Genomic DNA, 15,700 nt, shown 5'->3' with positions numbered 1-15,700 from the left:
GCATGCCGGCAGAGACGAGGCCGCCGGACGGCGGAACGGTGCCCGGGCATGACGCGGACGCGCTGCTCGGCCGGACGGCGCGCGGCGACGAGCGCGCGTTCGAGCTGCTGTACGACGTGGCCGCGGCGCCCGTGCACGGGCTGGCGCGGCGGGTCGTCCGCGATCCGGCGATGGCGGAGGAGGTGACGCAGGAGGTGATGATCGAGGTGTGGCGGTCCGCCGCCCGCTACGACCCGGGCCGCGGCGGCGCGATGGCGTGGATCCTGACGATCGCGCACCGCCGGGCCGTGGACCGCGTCCGGCGCGAGCAGGCCGCGGGCGAACGCGAGGCGAGGACCGTCCACCCCGGGGCGGGCGGTGCGCACGACCCGGTGGGCGAGCGGGTCGAGGCGCGGCTGGAGCACGAGCGGGTGCGGCGCTGCCTCGGGACGCTGACGCGCCTGCAGCGCGAGTCGGTGACGCTCGCCTACTACGGCGGGCACTCCTATCGTGAGGTGGCCGCGCTGGTGGGCGCGCCGCCGAACACGGTGCGGACCCGCATGCGCGACGGCATCATCCGGCTGCGCGACTGCCTGGGGGTGGAACGGTGACGGACGATCTGCACGCCCTCGCCGGCGCGTACGCGCTGGACGCGATCGACGACGCCGGGGAGCGGCGGTCGTTCGAGGAGCACCTCGCCGGGTGCGAGACGTGCGCGACCGAGCTGCGCGAGTTCCGGGCGACGACGGCCCGGCTGGGCCTGGCGGTCACCGAGGCCCCGCCGCCGCGGCTGCGGGCCCGGGTGCTGGCGGACGTCCGGAACGTCCTGCAGCTGCCGCCCGCCCCTGCGGGCCGGGACGCGGACGTGCGGCCGATCCGGCCGCGGCGGTGGCGGCGCGCCGCCGCGGCCGGGCTGGCCGCGGCCGCCTGCCTGGTGACGGCCGCCTCCGTCGGGGTGGCGGTCCACGAACGGCAGCGCATCCAGCGCACTGAGGCCGCCTACCGGGACGTGGCGTCGGTGCTGTCGGCGCCGGACGCGCGCTCGGCGACGGGCCGCGCCGCGGGCGGCGGGACGGTCACGGTCGTCGCGTCCGCGTCGCGCGGCGGGGTGGTCGTGGCCTCGTCCGGGCTGCGGGCTCTGCCGTCCTCGAAGGCGTACCAGCTGTGGCTGATCGGCGCGGACGGCCCCCGCTCGGCGGGCCTGATGCCCAGCGACCCGGGCCGCCCGGTCGTCGCCGGAACGTGGCGGCCGCGGGACAAGGTCGGCGTGACCGTGGAGCCCGCCGGCGGGTCCGCGCGGCCGACGACGGAGCCGCTCGTGCTGGTCGACCTCGCCTGATACTTGTCGTCTGACTGACGATATGTGATCATGGCGGGCATGTCGGTGAACGTCCCGCTCGGCCCCCTGCTCGACCCCGCCTTCCACCTCGGGTCGGTCCCCACCACGTGGGCGGAGCTGCTCGGCTTCGCGACCGGCGCGGTCAACGTGTGGCTCGTCGTCCGGCAGAACATCCTCAACTGGCCGATCGGCATCGCCAACGTGATCCTGCTCGGTCTGGTGTTCCTGGACGGCGGCCTCTACGCCGACGCCGGGCTCCAGGTCGTCTACGTCGCGCTCCAGCTCTACGGCTGGTGGGTGTGGCTGTACGGCGGCGACGGCCGCGACCGGCTCCCGGTGCGGCGCACGCGCGGCGCCGAGTGGGCGGCCCTGATCGCCGCGGGGGCCGCGGGCACCGCCCTGCTGACCTGGGCACTGTCGGCCTGGACGGACTCCACCGTGCCGTTCTGGGACGCCCTCACCACCGCGCTCTCCCTCATGGCGACCTACGGGCAGTCGCGCAAGCTGCTGGAGTCGTGGTGGCTGTGGATCGCCGCCGACCTCGTCTACATCCCGCTGTACTTCGCCAAGGACCTCAAGCTCACCAGCGCCCTCTACCTCGTCTTCCTGGCGCTGTGCGTGTCAGGGCTGCTGGCCTGGCACCGCGACCTGCGCGCGCGGCCCCTCGCCCCCGCGGCGGCCGTATGACGCACGAGCACGGCCTGGTCATCGGCAAGTTCTATCCGCCGCACGCCGGGCACCACCACCTGATCGACACGGCCGCGGCGTCCTGCGCCCGGGTGAGCGTCGTCGTGGCGGCGTCCACCGCGGAGAGCATCCCGCTCGCGCTGCGGACGGCGTGGCTGCGCGAGGCGCACCGGCAGCCGCACGTGGAGATCGTCCCGGTGGTGGACGACGCCGAGATCGACTACGGGTCCGACGAGGCCTGGTCGGCGCACGTCGCGGCGTTCCGGGCGGGCCTGGCGATGCGGTCGGGGCTCGGCGCGTCCGTCCCGCCGGTGGACGCGGTGTTCAGCTCGGAGGCGTACGGGCCGGAGCTCGCCGAGCGCTTCTCGGCCGTGCACGTCCCGGTCGACCCGCCGCGCGAGCGCTTCCCGGTGAGCGGCACCGCCGTGCGGAAGGACCCGGCGGGGAACTGGGACCACCTCTCGCCGCCCGTCCGGGCGTATCTGGCGCGGCGGGTCGTGGTGGTGGGCGCCGAGTCGACCGGCACGACCACGCTGGCCCGCGCGCTCGCGATCCACTACGCGGAGCGCGGCGGGGTGTGGGCGGCGACCCGGTGGGTGCCGGAGTACGGCCGGACGTTCACCGAGGAGAAGCTGGCGGCCGCGCGCCGGCGGGCGGGCGACCCGTCCCTGTGGCTGGACGACCTGACGTGGGAGTCGGCCGAGTTCACCGAGATCGCCGAGCGCCACGCGGCGCTGGAGGACGCGGCGACCCGGTCGGGCTCGCCGCTGCTGGTCTGCGACACCGACGCGTTCGCCACGGCGATCTGGCACGAGCGCTACCTCGGCGCACCGGCCCCCGAGGTCGAGGCCGTCCACGGGCGGACCCCGCACCACCTGTGGATCCTCACCGACCCCGAGGGCGTCCCCTTCGAGCAGGACGGCTGGCGCGACGGCGAGCTGATCAGGTCGTGGATGTCGGCGCGCTTCCGGGAGGAGCTGGAGAAGCGGGGCCTCCCGCACATCACCGTGACGGGCCCCCACGAGCGCCGCCTGGCCGCCGCAGTCGAGGCGACCGAAGCCCTGCTGGCCGAAAGCTGGCACTTCAGCGCCCCGCTGAAGCCCCAGCCCCCGGCCACCGGTTCAACCGAGCCAGATCATGTTCGTGACGCGGAACTCCTTGATGTCGGCGAGGATTAGGTAGTCGAAGAACATCGAGGTGCCGTCGACCACCAGTCGAAATTCGAGATCGGCGTCATCCAACGGCCTTCCGGGGGGACTGCCTCCGGTGTCGATGGCCAGGCCGCCCGCGACCGCGAAGTCGCAGAAGAACCGGACCACCGAGTTCTTCAGCGCGGGGGGCATGGCCTCGATCACATCGGAGGCCTCTTTCTCGCAGAAGACCGTCCAGCCGCTGCGGCCGGCGGTCACTTCTCCGCGTCTTCCTCCGACAGGAACCGCCGTTTGAGCTCTTCGAGCGAGACCAGCTCGCTCCGGTCGGCCCTACGCGCCCTGGCGCGGCGCTCCGCGCGGTCGGGGATCTGGGCCAGGTGAGCCTCGGCCCACCAGTCGTCCATGACCCGCCTGTAGTCTTCCTCTTCCTTGGCGGCCATGACCTCCTTGAGAAACCTGGTGCGCTTCTCTTCCGTCAGCCAGTCGGCGATGCCCTTGATCGTCCTCGGGACCCGGTGGACCTGGCCCGGGAGGAGTGGCTCTACAGGTTGTGCGCTCATGTCGCTCCTGTCCGTTCGGTGTCCCCTCTCACCCGTACAACGGAGACCCTACCGGGCACCGCCGACAGCACAGAGGGTCATTGGGCGGTACGCAGCGTATTGATCTCCTCCGGATCAGGACGGCGCAACGGCGTTTTGTTGGCGCGGGTCTGTTCCGGGAGGTTGATGCTGATGCGGGGGGTCGAGGCGGAACAGGTCCTCGTCGATCCGGTCGAGGGCGAGGCGCACGGCGCCGAGGGCGACCGACTCGTCCCCCAGCTCGGATCCCTCGATCCGGACGGGGCTCAGGCACAGCGGCGCGACCCGCTCGCGCAGCGCGGCGACCAGCGGCGCGCCGGTCCCGGCCAGGGGGCCGCCGACCACGATCATCTCCGGGTCGAGGGCGAGGGCCATCGCCGCGACGCCGCGCGCCATCCGGGCGGCGAGCCGCTCCACCCGATCCCGCGCCTCCGCGGACCCGCGCCCGGCCGCGTCCAGGACGCGTTCCGCCTCCTCGAAGAGGGGACCGGAACCGGCGTCCGGCACCAGGGAGGCGGTCGTGTCCCGCAGGCCCAGCTCGTCCAGCATGCCGATCTCGCCCGCCGCCCCCCAGCGGCCCCGGTGCAGGCGGCCGCCGATGATCGCGCCCATGCCGGTGTGCAGGGCGGCGTGGACGCAGACGACGTCGTCGGCGTCGCGGGCGGCGCCGACCCACCGCTCGGCCATGGCGGCGAGGTTGGCGTCGTTCTCGACGAGGACGGGGCAGGAGAACGAGCGGCCCAGCTCGCGCGCCAGGTGGACGCCCTCCCATCCGGGCACGACCGTGCAGGACGTGACCGTCCCGTCCGGGGCGACGACGCCGGGGGTGCCGGCCGCGACGGCCCGCAGCGACCGGCGGTCGACGCCCGCCCCGGCCAGGCAGTCCTTGACCGCGGCGCGCACCGCCGCGATCCGCTCCCCGGGGGCGGCGCCGCCGGGGAGGTCGGCGCGGTGCCCGCCGGCGACCTCCCCGGCGAGGTCGGCGACGAGCAGCCGCACCCGGTGCGCGTCGACGTCGACGCCGAGGGCGTGACCGGCCTCCGCGCGGAACCGGTAGCGGCGGGCGGGCCGGCCGAGCCCGCCGCCCGGGCGCGGCGCGTCCTCGGCGGCCAGGCCGCGGTCGATCAGCTCGCCCAGCACGCCCTCGGTGGTGGGCCGGGACAGCCCGACGCGCCGGGCCAGCTCCGACAACGTCGCCTCGCCGCCGTCGCGCAGCGCGCGCAGCGTCGCGGCGGAGTTGAGCCTGCGGAGCACCGAGGGGTCGCCTCCGTGGAGAGAGTGGTGCGGCACGGGTACCCCTTGACAGCGTTCGGCGGACGGACGACATTATTGCCAGACTACTTATGAAAACACCTTGCGTAAGTCGCCCGCCGGTGCGGACGGCCAGGTCGGAGGGGTGCGCGACGATGCAGCGGACGGGGCCGACGATCGCGGTGGCCGGAGCGGGGCTGCGCGGCCGCGCCTACGCGGCGCGGATCCGGGAGGCCGGGGCCGGCCGGATCGTCGCGGTCGCCGAGCCCGACCCGGCGCGGCGCGCCCGGTTCGCCGCCGAGCACGGCCTCCCGCCGGAGCGGACGTTCCCCGGCTGGCGCGAGATGGCCGCGCGGGGCCGCCCCGCCGACGGCGTGATCATCGCGACGCAGGACGCCGAGCACGCCGAGCCCGCGATCCGCTTCGCCGGCCTCGGCTGCCACATCCTGCTGGAGAAGCCGATGGCGACGTCCGAGGCGGACGCGCTGCGCATCGTGGACGCCGTCGAGCGCGAAGGGGTGATGCTCGCCGTCTGCCACGTGATGCGCTACACCGAGTACACGCGCGCGTTCAGGAGGCTGATCGAGGACGGCCGGATCGGCGCGCCGGTCAGCGTCCAGCACCTCGAACCGGTCGGCTGGTGGCACCACGCCCACTCCTACGTGCGCGGCAACTGGCGGCGGGCGGACGAGTCCGGCCCGATGCTGATGACGAAGTCCTGCCACGACGTCGACTGGCTGATCCACCTGATGGGCGAGGTTCCCGCGCGGGTGTCCTCGTTCGGGCGGCTGTCGCACTTCCGGCCGGAGGAGCGGCCGGAAGGCGCCGCCGACCGCTGCGTCGACTGCGCCGTGGAGCCCCGCTGCTCCTACTCCGCGACCCGGCTGTACCTGTCGTGCCTCGGCGATCCCGGCCGCGAGAGGTGGCCGCTCGGCGCGGTCACCGACGACCGCACCGAGGCGGGCGTCCTGCGGGCGCTGCGCGAGGGCCCGTACGGGCGCTGCGTCTACGCGTGCGACAACGACGTGGTCGACCACCAGGTCGTGAACATGGAGTTCCCGTCCGGCGCGACCGGCGTGTTCACCATGACCGCGTTCTCGGCGGCCGCCCCGCGCCAGACGCGCGTCTTCGGGACGGCCGGTTCCCTGGAGGGCGACGGCGTCCGCATCACGGTCCGCGACTTCGTCACCGGCGCGACCGAGGTCGTCGAGCCCGGGGCCGTCCCTCCCGAGGGCGCGTCCGACGGCCGCCACGACCACGACGACGACGCGCTGGCCGACGCCTTCGTCGCCGCGCTGGCCGCGGGCGACCCGGCCCCGCTCCACTCCGGCCCCCGCGAGAGCCTCGCCTCGCACCGCGTCGTGTGGGCCGCCGAACGGGCCCGGCTGGACGGCGCCGTCGTCGACCTGGGCACGCAGTCACCTCCGGCGAAAGGCACGGTGCACCCGTGACCGTCAGACCGCTCTTGGGCGCCGCCGCGCTGTCCCTGCTCCTCGCGCCGGCCGCCTGCGGCGACTCGTCCGGCGGGTCGCCGCCCGCCGGCAACGACGGCCGGGGGCCCATCACCGTCGCCACCGGCAAGGACCTGACCCGGACCGTACAGCGGCTCGTCGCGGCGTGGAACGACGGCCATCCGAAGGAGAGGGTCCGGCTCGTCGAGCTGCCCGAGGACGGCGACCAGGCGCGGCAGCAGCTCGTCCAGAACATGCAGATCAAGTCGGACGCCTACGACGTCGTCCGGCTGGACGCGGTGTGGACGGCGGAGTTCGCCGCGCGCCGCTGGATCCTGCCTCTGCCGGACGGGCTGGTGGACGCCTCCTCGTTCGTCCCGGCGGCCCTGGAGACCGGGAAGTACCGCGGCAGGCTGTACGCGGCGCCGTGGCTGACCGGGACCGGCGTCCTCTACTACCGCGAGGACCTCCTCGCCGGGGCCGGGGTGAAGGGCCCGCCGAAGACGTGGGCCGAGCTGCGCGAGGACTGCGCGAAGGTCCGCCGGACGCCCGAGGGCAAGGGCGCCGACTGCTACGCGGGCCAGTACGGCAGGTACGAGGGGCTCACGGTCAACTACTCCGAGGCCGTCCAGTCCGCGGGCGGCGAGGTCTTCGACCCTTCGGGCAGGCCGAGGGTGAACACCCCGCAGGCCAAGGCGGGGCTCAGGTTCCTGGTGGACGGCTTCCGGAACGGCACGATCCCGCAGAAGGCCATCACGTTCAAGGAAGAGGAGGGCCGCCGCGCCTTCCAGGAGGGGCACCTCGTCTTCCACCGCAACTGGGCGTACGTGTACGCGCTCGCCGCCGAGAAGGACGGCTCGAAGGTGGCCGGGAAGTTCGGCGTCGCGCCGATCCCGGGCGAGGGCGGGCCCGGCTCCGGCACCCTCGGCGGCAACAACCTGGCCGTTTCGGCGTTCTCCAAGCACCAGGCCACCGCACGCGACTTCATCGCCCACATCGTCGGCCCCGCGATCCAGAACGAGTACGGCCGCGCCCAGTCGTTCCCGCTCTCCCTCGCCGCCCTCTACACCGACCCCGAAATGATCAAGCGGTATCCGTACCTGCCGGTGCTGAGGCAGGGCATGGACAAGGCGCGGCCGCGCCCGGTCGTCGTCCGGTACAACGAGGTCAGCAGCGCCATCCAGGAGCACGTCACCGCGGCGCTCACCGGGAAGGAACCGGTGGACCGGGCGGCCGAAGACCTCCAGAAGGCACTGACGGCCCTGGCCGACTAGAGGACCCCGTGCTCTAGGGCCGGTCTCGAAGTGGCCTAAGCCACGCGCGCGAACGCGTGACCTGGCCGGTGGAGCGAGGCCGGAGGCGAGCGGAACCGGGCAGATCGCGAAGCGATGCCGCGTTCGCCCAGGCCAGGACACGTAGCGAGCCGCCAGGCGAGCGAAGTGGGCCGGGACTGTGAAAACACAGCCTAGTCGTACGTGAGGCGGTAGCCGAAGGGGAACAGGGGCTTCTTGCCGTCGCCCTTGTTGATGGGCTGCTGGGAGGCCGTGCGCATCCATGTCACCGGAAGCCTGCCGGTGGGCGCGACGGCCCCGTACAGGACGTCGGCGACGCCCGCCCCCTCGCTGCCCGGCAGCCACGCCTCGACGAGCGCGTTCCACTTGGGCAGCTCCGTCGCGATGTCCAGCGGGCGCCCCGACACCAGCACCACGACCACCGGGACGCCGGACGCGCGCAGCCGGTCGATCGTCTTCAGGTCGGCGGCGTCGAGGCCCATGTCACCGGTGAGGTCACCGTGGTACTCGGCGTACGGCTTCTCCCCGACGACCGCGATCGCCGCGTCGTAGGACCGGTCGATCCCCGTCCCGTCCCTGCTGTAGGTGACGGTCGCGGACGGGTCCGCCGCCTCGCGGATGCCCCGCAGGATCGTCGTGCCCTTCGTGGTCGGGCCGGGCGCGCCCTGCCAGCTGATCGTCCAGCCGCCGGACTGCATGCCGATGTCGTCGGCGCTGCGGCCCGCGACGAAGACCTTGTCGTCGTCGTCCAGCGGCAGGACGCCGCCGGCGTTCTTCAGCAGCACCTGCGACCCGGCGACCGCGCGCCGGGCGAGCGCGCGGTGCTCGGCGCTCCCGACCGCCCCCAGGTACGCGCGGTCGGCCATCGGCCGCTCGAACAGGCCCAGCTGGAACTTCTTGGTCAGGATGCGGCGGTTCGCGTCGTCGACGCGGGACATCGGGACGGTCCCGTCCTTCACCGCGTCCCGCAGGTAGTCGATGAACCGGCGCCACTCGGCCGGGACCATGACCATGTCGATCCCGGCGTTGACCGCGGCCGCGACCTCGTCCTTGGTGAAGCCCCGCTTCCCGTCGATCTCGTCGATGCCGTTGTAGTCGGACACGACGAAGCCGGTGAAGCCCAGCTCGCGCTTGAGGACATCGGTGATCAGGTACTTGTTCCGGTGCATCTTCAGCCCGTTCCACGAGCTGTAGGAGACCATCACCGAGCCCACGCCGCGCTTCACGGCCGCGCGGAACGGCGGCAGGTGGACGGCGCGCAGTTCCTTCTCCGGGATCCTGGTGTCGCCGCGGTCGTCGCCGCCCTCGGTGCCGCCGTCCCCGAGGTAGTGCTTCGCCGTGGCCAGGACGGACGTCGGTCCGTCCAGCTCGCGCCCCTGCAGCCCGTCGATGAGCGTCGTCATGGCCGCGGGCAGTTCGGGCACTTCGCCGAACGACTCGTAGGTCCGGCCCCAGCGGTCGTCGCGGACCACGCACAGGCAGGGCGCGAAGTCCCAGTCCACGCCCGTCCCCGTCATCTCCGCCGCGGTCGCCGCGCCGATCCGGCGGACGAGTGCCGGGTCGCGGGCCGCGCCGAGCCCGATGTCGTGCGGGAAGATCGTCGCACCGGCCACGTTGTTGTGGCCGTGCACCGCGTCCACCCCGTACATCATCGGGACGCGCAGCGGCGCGGCGAGCGCGGCCCGCTGGAGTCCGTCGTACATGTCCGCCCAGCTCCGCGGCGTGTTCGGGCTGGGCGCCGACCCTCCGCTCGACAGCACCGACCCGATCCGGTAGCGGGTGACCTCCTCCGGCGTCACGTACCGCCGCTCCGCCTGTGTCATCTGGCCGAGCTTGTCGGTGAGGCTCATCCGGTCGAGCAGGTCGTCGACGCGGTCCCCCACCGACAGCTGCGGGTCGAGGTAGGGGGCGGGGCCCGAGGCCGCCCGGACGGGACCGCCGTGGACGGTCAGCGCGAGCAGGGCGAGCACGCTCAGGCCGAGGACGCGGGTCCGCGACGCCCGCGGGGAGGAACAGTACATGCGGAAGGTTTTTCCAGGTTCGATCAAACGCAACGCAACCGGATACCAGCACCTGAGCAATATCTGCCGGTCACTGAGCCTTTTTCAGCGTGCTGCGGTCTCGCGGAGTTGCAGGGTGTGGATGGCCTTGGCGAGGCGTCCGGCGCGGTGGGGGCAGCAGCGCAGCTTCCGCAGGATTCGCCATGACTTGAGCTGGGCATTCGCGCGTTCGCCGGGGCCGCGGAGCTTGGCGTGTGCACGGTTGGCGTCCTTTTGCGGTTCGGGCTTGTCGCGTCCCTTGTAGGGCGTGAGGATGTGCGCGCCGGCGCCCTGGTAGGCCTTGTCGGCCAGCACCAGCAGCCCGGTGGCCGCCAGTGCCCGGACGACGCCCCAGATCCGGGCCGCGGTCAGGTCGTGGACCGAGCCGCGCAGCGGTCCCGACACCCACAGCAAGGTCCCGTCCGGTGCGGCGATGACCTGGAGGTTCATGCCGTGGCGGCGGTGTTTTCCCGAGTAGTAGGGCCGGTCGGCGGCGACCCTGTCGATCGAGACCAACGTGCCGTCCAGCACCAGGTAAGGCAGCCCGGCTTTGACCGCTCTGGCCAGCGCCGCACCGAGTTTGGGCGCTCGGGCGGCGAGAAGGTCGACGGTCTCGTTGACGTAGCGCCACGCGGTGGCGGTGGAGACGCCGAATCCGGCGCCCAGCTCGGCGTAGGTCTCGCCCTTGCGCAGGTAGACCAAGGTCATCAGAGCCTGCATGCCCGGGGGCAGGCACCGGCCCCTGCTGCCGAGGGCCTGGCGGTGGCGGCGGACGACACCGGTGGCGTAGGCCAGGGTCCGGCGCGACAACGGCAGCGAAGCACGGTACAAAAGCATGTGAGGCCTCTGGTGGGGACGGGACGTTGTGAGAGACCAACCGTCCTACCAGGGGTTTCTTGACGTCCGGCACCGCCCACACCGTCCGCGATCATGCTGTGATCAGCGCACATCGAACTGCCGCTGAAAAAGGCTCACTGTCGGACAAAAGCACATAGGGCTCTCGGTCGGGATCGAACCGACACCACCAGGACCACAACCTGGTGTGCAGACCACTACACCACGAAAGCCGTATCTCCGGCAGGAATCGAACCTGCGACCTCCGGGTCCGCAACCCGGCGCGCTCTCCACTGCGCCACGGAGACGTGTTCTTGCGTGCTGAGCGCAGGAATCGAACCTGCCTGCTGCGGTTTATGAGGCCGCCGGACGCACCAGCGTCCCTGCTCAGCGCGGAGGGTGCGAGATTCGAACTCGCGCAGGGGTGACCCTGACGACGGCTTAGCAAGCCGCTGCCTTTCCGCTCGGCCAACCCTCCGGAAACGAAAAAGACCGCCCGTGGTCTTCGGGCGGTCGGCGTCAGAACGTGCGGGTCACGTCCGTCGGCGGCTCCCGAGACCGGAATGGCTGCTGCGCATTCGATGACGTCGCATCGCGGCTCCCCTTTCCGATCCCGTCGTTCCGGCGTTCTCACCTTCGATGTCCATGGTGCCGGGGCGGTTCCGCCCCGGCAACCCATTTATCGCCTCATTCCTAGAAATCAGTGCCACGGGAGACCGGCTCCCAGGCCGCGAACTCCTCGCGCGCACCGGTGAGGGCGGCGTCCACGGCGTCCGCGGCGTCGTTGCCCAGCGGCAGCCGGAGCGGCGTGTCGTCGGCCTCCAGCGCCTTCAGGATCGCCGCGGCGGCCTTGGCCGGATCGCCCGGCTGCTTCCCGTCGCTGCCCGGCAGGTTCGCCCGGACCGGGCCGACGCTGCCGGCGTACTCCGGCATCGCGGCCGTCCGGTGCAGGCCGCCGCCGGCGAACGACGTCCGGAACGCGCCAGGCTCGACCACCAGCACCTTGATCCCGAACGGGGCGACCTCCTGCGCCAGCGCCTCCGACAGCCCCTCCAGAGCGAACTTGGTGGCCGAGTAGGCGCCCACGCCGGGGAAGGAGAACCGGCCGCCCATGCTCGACATCTGCACGACGGCGCCGCTCCCCTGGCGGCGCATGTGCGGCAGCACCGCGCGGGTCAGCGCGGCCGGGCCGAAGAAGTGCAGGTCCATCAGCTCGCGCAGCTCGCGGTCGGTGGTCTCCTCCACGGCGCCGACGACGCCGCGCCCGGCGTTGTTGACCAGCACGTCGATCCGCCCGTGCCACAGGATCGCGTCCGCGACCACGTCCGCGATCCGTGCCGGATCGGTGACGTCCAGCTCGACCGCGCCGACCCGGCCCGGGTGGCGCGCCACCAGATCGTCCAGCGTCTCCGGGCGCCGCGCCGCCGCGACCACCGTGTCCCCGGCGGCCAGCGCCGCCTCCGCGATCGCCCTCCCGAAACCCGAGTTCGCCCCGGTGATCAGCCAGACCCGTGCCTTCTCAGAGTTGTTCGTCATGCCGGTAGTTATCGCAGTTCACCGGTCCCGCCGTCCAAGACAGAGATCCTTCCGGCCGATAAAGAGCGTTTATGATCGCCGTATGGAGCTGCGCCAGCTGCGCTATCTCGCCGCGATCGCCGACGCGGGCAACCTGGGCCGGGCCGCCGAGACCCTCTACGTCAGCCAGCCCGCACTCTCCTACGCGCTGCGCAGGCTCGAAGCCGAGTTCGGCGTCCGGCTGTTCGACCGGCACGCGGGCGGCGTGACCCCCACCCCGGCCGGCCGCGACGTGATCGCCGAGGCGCGCCGCACCGTCCGGCAGGCCGACCGCGTCGCCGCCGTGGCCGAACGGCACCGGCGCGGGCAGACCGGCGTCCTGCGCGTCGGGTTCGAGGCCAGCGGCGCAGGCGAGCTGACGACCCGGGCCCCGCGCCGAGTTCGCCCGCGCCCACCCCGGCGTCCGCGTCGAGCCCAAGCGCTTCGACTGGGGCGGCGAGACCGCCGCGCTCCGCGCCGGGCAGGTGGACGTGGCGTTCGTGTGGCTGCCCGCCGACCTCGGCGGCCTGCACTCGGAGGTCGTCCACACCGAGCCGCGCGTCGTGGGCCTCCCGGCGGGCCACCCGCTCGCCTCCGCCGAGGGAGTGTCCATCATGGACGTCAAGGACGAGCCCCTCATGTGGACCGAGCGCGCGCCCCGCGAGTGGGTGGACTGGTGGGCGGTCAACCCCAGACCGGACGGGTCCGCCCCCCGCTGGGGCCCGACCAACGACAACGTCGAGGAGATGCTCGAACAGGTCGCCGAGGGCACGGCCATCTGCTTCGCGCCGTCCAGCATGGCGCTGTACTACGCGCGCCCCGGACTGTCCTGGGTGCCGCTCACGGACGTGGAACCGCTGCGCGTCGCGCTCGCCTGGGCGGACGGGGGCCCGCTCGTCGAGGCGTTCGCCGCGATCGTCCGCGACCTGGCGGGCCTCAGGCGTACGTCCGCGGCGTCTCCACGGCCGCGCTGAGCGCCCGGAGCGCGTGGTAGACGCGGACCTTGACCACGTCGACCGGCACCCCCAGCGAGGCGGCGGCCTCGTTGACCGACCGGTCCCGGAAGACCGTCTCGGCGAGGATCTCGCGGTGCGCGGGCGGCAGCCCCTGGAAGGCCCGGGCGACCACCGCGGGGCGCATCCGCTCCCCCGGCGAACCGGGGGCGAACGAACCGATGTCTTTGCCCATTCGCAGTGCCACACGACGAACTTCGCACCCCTGCCCCGGCCCGCCGCCCTCCTTATGGCGGCTTTAAGGAAGCGTTGAGGCTCTGATTCAGGGGGCGGGGCGGAGGGGTTCGCCGGAGGCGAGGAGAGCGAGGGCCGCGGCGCCGTAGAGGCCGGCGTCGCGCTCCAGGGCCGTGCAGGACACGCGCAGGTCGCGCAGGTGCGGCATGCCGGCGCGGGCGGCGATCGCGGCGCGCAGCGGGTCCAGGAGCAGGTCGCCCGCGGCCGCCACGCCGCCGCCGATGACGACGTCGCGGATGTCGAGGACGGAGGCGGTGTTGAGGATCGCGGTGGCGAGGGCGCCGGCGGCGCGCCGGAAGGCCGCGAGGGGGACGGGGGCGCCGGCGCGGGCGGCGGCGGCCAGGGCGCGGGCGTCGGGGCGGCCCGTCGCGGGGGCGAGCGTCCAGCCCTGGGCGAGCGCCCAGCGGACCATGCTCGGGCCGCCGGCGATCGTCTCCAGGCAGCCGCGGGCGCCGCAGACGCAGGCCTCGCCGTCGTGGTCGACGATGACGTGGCCGATGTGGCCCGCGTTGCCGGTGCGTCCCGTCCAGGGGCGGCCGTCGATGACGAGGCCGCCGCCCACGCCGGTCGACACGACGATGCCGAGCAGGGATCCGCCGTCGTGGCCGCCGCGCCACCACTCGCCGAGCGCCATGCACTGGGCGTCGCCCGCCAGGGTGACGGGCACCCCGGGGACGAGGCGCTGGACGGCCGCGACGAGCCGGTAGCCGCGCCAGCGGGGGATGTTGATCGGGCTGACGGTGCCCGCGGCCGCGTCGATCGGGCCGGCCGAGCCGATGCCGACGCCGGTCAGGCCGGGGCGGGCGAAGTCGGCGACGAGGCCGCGCAGGGTGGCGGTGGGCGCCTGGCCGACGGGGTGCTCGGCGCGGTCGAGGAGCTCGCCGCCGGCGTCGACGCGCGCGACGGCGAACTTGGTGCCGCCGATGTCGAGGGCGAGGACGGTCATGACCCGATCCCCGGGAGCACCCGGTAGAGCGTGCCGTGTCCGGTGAGGCGGGTGGCGGGGGCGCCGGCGGGGACGAAGGCGGCCTCGCCCCGGCCGAGGGTCAGGGGCGGCCGCGCGGTGAGGCGGGCCTCGCCCTCCAGGCACAGGAGCGTCTGCGGAAGGCCGGAGGGCAGGTCCTCGGGGACCTGCGAGAGGTCGTGGCGGACGAGGGTGAACTCCTCGGCGGCCGTGCGGTACCGGCAGTCCTGCGTGGGCTCGACGCGGTGGGACCTGGACGGGACGAACCGCACGACGCGCATCAGCTCGGGGACGTCGATGTGCTTGGAGGTGAGCCCGCAGCGCACGACGTTGTCGGAGTTCGCCATGACCTCGATCGCGAGGCCGCCCAGGTAGGAGTGGGGCACTCCGGCGTCCAGGAAGAGGGCCTGGCCGGGCTTGAGCTCCACGTGGTCGAGCAGGAGCGCGGCGAGGACCCCGGGATCGCCGGGGTGGGCGCGGGCGATGTCGGCGTAGACGCCGGTCAGGGCCGGTTCGACCGCGGCCTGGAGCGGCCGGGAGCGCTCGTCCAGCATCTGGGTGAGGACGGTCCGGAGCGCCTCGGCGGGCGGCTCGGCGCGGAGCGTTCCGATCCACGGGTCCAGTTCGGGGACCTTCAGGCCTTCGAGCAGGGCGGCGGTCTCGGCGGGGTCGCGGAAGCCGCACAGCCCGTGGAACTCGGTGAGGGCGCAGACCATCTCGGGCTTGTGGAAGGGGTCCTTGTAGGTGCGGGCGGGGTCGTCGACGGGGATGCCCTGCGCCTCCTCGCGCGCGAACCCCGCCTCGGCCTGCGCCATGGTGGGGTGCACCTGGAGCGACAGCGGCCTCTCCACGGCCAGCACCTTGAGCAGGTAGGGCAGCGTCGGGCCGAACCGGTCCACGCACGCGGCGCCGAGCATGCCGGCCGGGTCGCGGTCGATGAGGGCGCCGAGGGGCGTCCCGTCCACGCGGGAAGGGGCGGCGGGGTGCGCGCCCGCCCACAGCTCGGCCTGCGGTCGCCCGGTCGGCTCGACGCCGAGCAGCTCGGGCAGGGCGGTCCGCGATCCCCAGTCGTAGGGACGGATCGCGGTGGTCAGCGGCAATGGCACCAACCTGCGCGATCTCCTTGCTCGGGGCACCGTGACCGGACGACGGCGCGCGTGAGGGACAGCGTACAAGCGTCGGAGGGGAAGGCGAACGCGACTCGGGTCGACCGTGCCGCACCGTTACCCGGGCCCGGGCGCGGGTTCACTTGGCGCGCCGGTGAACCCGCGGCGTCCCGCCGTCGAACTCCTAAGCGGGCACGGCATGGGATCGGCCGAGCCCCTAGGATGAAC

General features: G+C 73.5%; 15 protein-coding genes, 4 tRNA genes and 2 pseudogenes. 8 read left to right on the top strand and 13 right to left on the bottom strand.

Translation table 11 applies throughout. The features are described 5' to 3' along the window. Positions 1-2: 2 nt before the first annotated feature. From sigK to BJY14_RS34125, 4 genes are read left to right on the top strand one after another with little or no spacing between them, the layout of a single operon-like run. Positions 3-590 (top strand): ECF RNA polymerase sigma factor SigK, encoded by a 588-nt coding sequence (gene sigK / locus BJY14_RS34140; RefSeq protein WP_179847369.1) that lies wholly within the window; start codon positions 3-5, stop codon positions 588-590. After that, the gene (locus tag BJY14_RS34135; RefSeq protein WP_179847368.1) at positions 587-1,318 is read left to right on the top strand and encodes an anti-sigma factor; all 732 of its coding nucleotides are present in this window, start codon (positions 587-589) and stop codon (positions 1,316-1,318) included. The genes sigK and BJY14_RS34135 overlap by 4 nt, the downstream gene beginning before the upstream one ends. A gap of 39 nt (positions 1,319-1,357) precedes the next feature. Further along, the gene (gene pnuC, locus BJY14_RS34130) at positions 1,358-2,005 is read left to right on the top strand and encodes a nicotinamide riboside transporter PnuC (protein WP_179847367.1); all 648 of its coding nucleotides are present in this window, start codon (positions 1,358-1,360) and stop codon (positions 2,003-2,005) included. Continuing rightward, a complete protein-coding gene (locus BJY14_RS34125; protein ID WP_179847366.1) occupies positions 2,002-3,183 on the top strand; it encodes an AAA family ATPase in 1,182 nt (393 codons plus the stop codon). Before pnuC ends, BJY14_RS34125 begins: the two co-directional genes overlap by 4 nt. Here the strand turns inward: BJY14_RS34125 and BJY14_RS34120 are convergent. The 3 genes from BJY14_RS34120 to BJY14_RS34110 all read right to left on the bottom strand — a co-directional run bounded on the left by BJY14_RS34120 (position 3,127) and on the right by BJY14_RS34110 (position 5,024). Next, on the bottom strand, positions 3,127-3,414 hold the full coding sequence (locus tag BJY14_RS34120) for a hypothetical protein (RefSeq protein WP_179847365.1): 288 nt from the start codon (positions 3,412-3,414) through the stop codon (positions 3,127-3,129). The two genes, BJY14_RS34125 and BJY14_RS34120, sit on opposite strands and share 57 nt — an antisense overlap. Beyond that, positions 3,411-3,716 (bottom strand): hypothetical protein, encoded by a 306-nt coding sequence (locus BJY14_RS34115; protein WP_179847364.1) that lies wholly within the window; start codon positions 3,714-3,716, stop codon positions 3,411-3,413. Before BJY14_RS34115 ends, BJY14_RS34120 begins: the two co-directional genes overlap by 4 nt. 114 nt (positions 3,717-3,830) lie before the next feature. Then, positions 3,831-5,024, bottom strand: coding sequence for an ROK family transcriptional regulator (locus BJY14_RS34110; RefSeq protein WP_179847363.1), 1,194 nt, complete (start codon positions 5,022-5,024; stop codon positions 3,831-3,833). Positions 5,025-5,140: 116 nt separating this feature from the next. Here BJY14_RS34110 and BJY14_RS34105 point away from each other — a divergent pair, with 116 nt between their 5' ends. Next, a complete protein-coding gene (locus tag BJY14_RS34105) occupies positions 5,141-6,436 on the top strand; it encodes a Gfo/Idh/MocA family protein (RefSeq protein WP_179847362.1) in 1,296 nt (431 codons plus the stop codon). Beyond that, a complete protein-coding gene (locus tag BJY14_RS34100) occupies positions 6,433-7,710 on the top strand; it encodes an ABC transporter substrate-binding protein (protein ID WP_179847361.1) in 1,278 nt (425 codons plus the stop codon). Before BJY14_RS34105 ends, BJY14_RS34100 begins: the two co-directional genes overlap by 4 nt. Before the next feature lie 191 nt (positions 7,711-7,901). Here the strand turns inward: BJY14_RS34100 and BJY14_RS34095 are convergent, their stop codons facing one another. From BJY14_RS34095 to BJY14_RS34065, 7 genes are all read right to left on the bottom strand, one after another. Beyond that, the gene (locus tag BJY14_RS34095; RefSeq protein WP_179847360.1) at positions 7,902-9,749 is read right to left on the bottom strand and encodes a glycoside hydrolase family 3 protein; all 1,848 of its coding nucleotides are present in this window, start codon (positions 9,747-9,749) and stop codon (positions 7,902-7,904) included. Positions 9,750-9,833: 84 nt separating this feature from the next. Beyond that, on the bottom strand, positions 9,834-10,604 hold the full coding sequence (locus BJY14_RS34090; protein WP_179842248.1) for a transposase family protein: 771 nt from the start codon (positions 10,602-10,604) through the stop codon (positions 9,834-9,836). A 158-nt stretch (positions 10,605-10,762) separates the two neighbouring features. Continuing rightward, positions 10,763-10,834 (bottom strand) — tRNA-His (locus BJY14_RS34085). 2 nt (positions 10,835-10,836) lie between these two features. Beyond that, a tRNA-Arg gene (locus BJY14_RS34080) sits at positions 10,837-10,909 on the bottom strand. 11 nt (positions 10,910-10,920) lie between these two features. Continuing rightward, positions 10,921-10,993 (bottom strand) — tRNA-Met (locus BJY14_RS34075). A 1-nt stretch (position 10,994) separates the two neighbouring features. Continuing rightward, positions 10,995-11,079, bottom strand: a tRNA-Ser gene (locus tag BJY14_RS34070). 215 nt (positions 11,080-11,294) lie between these two features. Continuing rightward, positions 11,295-12,137: an oxidoreductase gene (locus BJY14_RS34065; RefSeq protein ID WP_179847359.1), complete on the bottom strand. Its 843-nt coding sequence runs from the start codon at positions 12,135-12,137 to the stop codon at positions 11,295-11,297. Here BJY14_RS34065 and BJY14_RS47835 point away from each other — a divergent pair. Then, positions 12,136-12,345: pseudogene (locus BJY14_RS47835) on the top strand (LysR family transcriptional regulator); the annotation flags it as partial. The gene BJY14_RS34065 and the pseudogene BJY14_RS47835 overlap by 2 nt on opposite strands. Before the next feature lie 265 nt (positions 12,346-12,610). Next, positions 12,611-13,129 (top strand): annotated as a pseudogene (locus BJY14_RS44630) (LysR family substrate-binding domain-containing protein); the annotation flags it as partial. Here the strand turns inward: BJY14_RS44630 and BJY14_RS34055 are convergent. The 3 genes from BJY14_RS34055 to manA all read right to left on the bottom strand — a co-directional run bounded on the left by BJY14_RS34055 (position 13,092) and on the right by manA (position 15,472). Then, positions 13,092-13,343, bottom strand: coding sequence for a sigma factor-like helix-turn-helix DNA-binding protein (locus BJY14_RS34055; protein WP_179847358.1), 252 nt, complete (start codon positions 13,341-13,343; stop codon positions 13,092-13,094). The pseudogene BJY14_RS44630 and the gene BJY14_RS34055 overlap by 38 nt on opposite strands. An 87-nt stretch (positions 13,344-13,430) precedes the next feature. Beyond that, the gene (locus tag BJY14_RS34050; protein ID WP_179847357.1) at positions 13,431-14,348 is read right to left on the bottom strand and encodes an ROK family protein; all 918 of its coding nucleotides are present in this window, start codon (positions 14,346-14,348) and stop codon (positions 13,431-13,433) included. After that, positions 14,345-15,472 carry a mannose-6-phosphate isomerase, class I gene (manA, locus tag BJY14_RS34045; protein WP_312879526.1) on the bottom strand — a complete coding sequence of 376 codons (1,128 nt, stop codon included), beginning with the start codon at positions 15,470-15,472 and terminating at the stop codon, positions 14,345-14,347. The genes BJY14_RS34050 and manA overlap by 4 nt, the downstream gene beginning before the upstream one ends. Positions 15,473-15,700 lie beyond the last annotated feature (228 nt).

This window comes from Actinomadura luteofluorescens, from assembly GCF_013409365.1.
Classification (GTDB): Bacteria; Actinomycetota; Actinomycetes; order Streptosporangiales; family Streptosporangiaceae; genus Spirillospora; species Spirillospora luteofluorescens.
The sequence above is the reverse complement of the archived record's forward strand: the minus strand, read 5'-3'. Positions and strand labels throughout refer to the sequence as shown.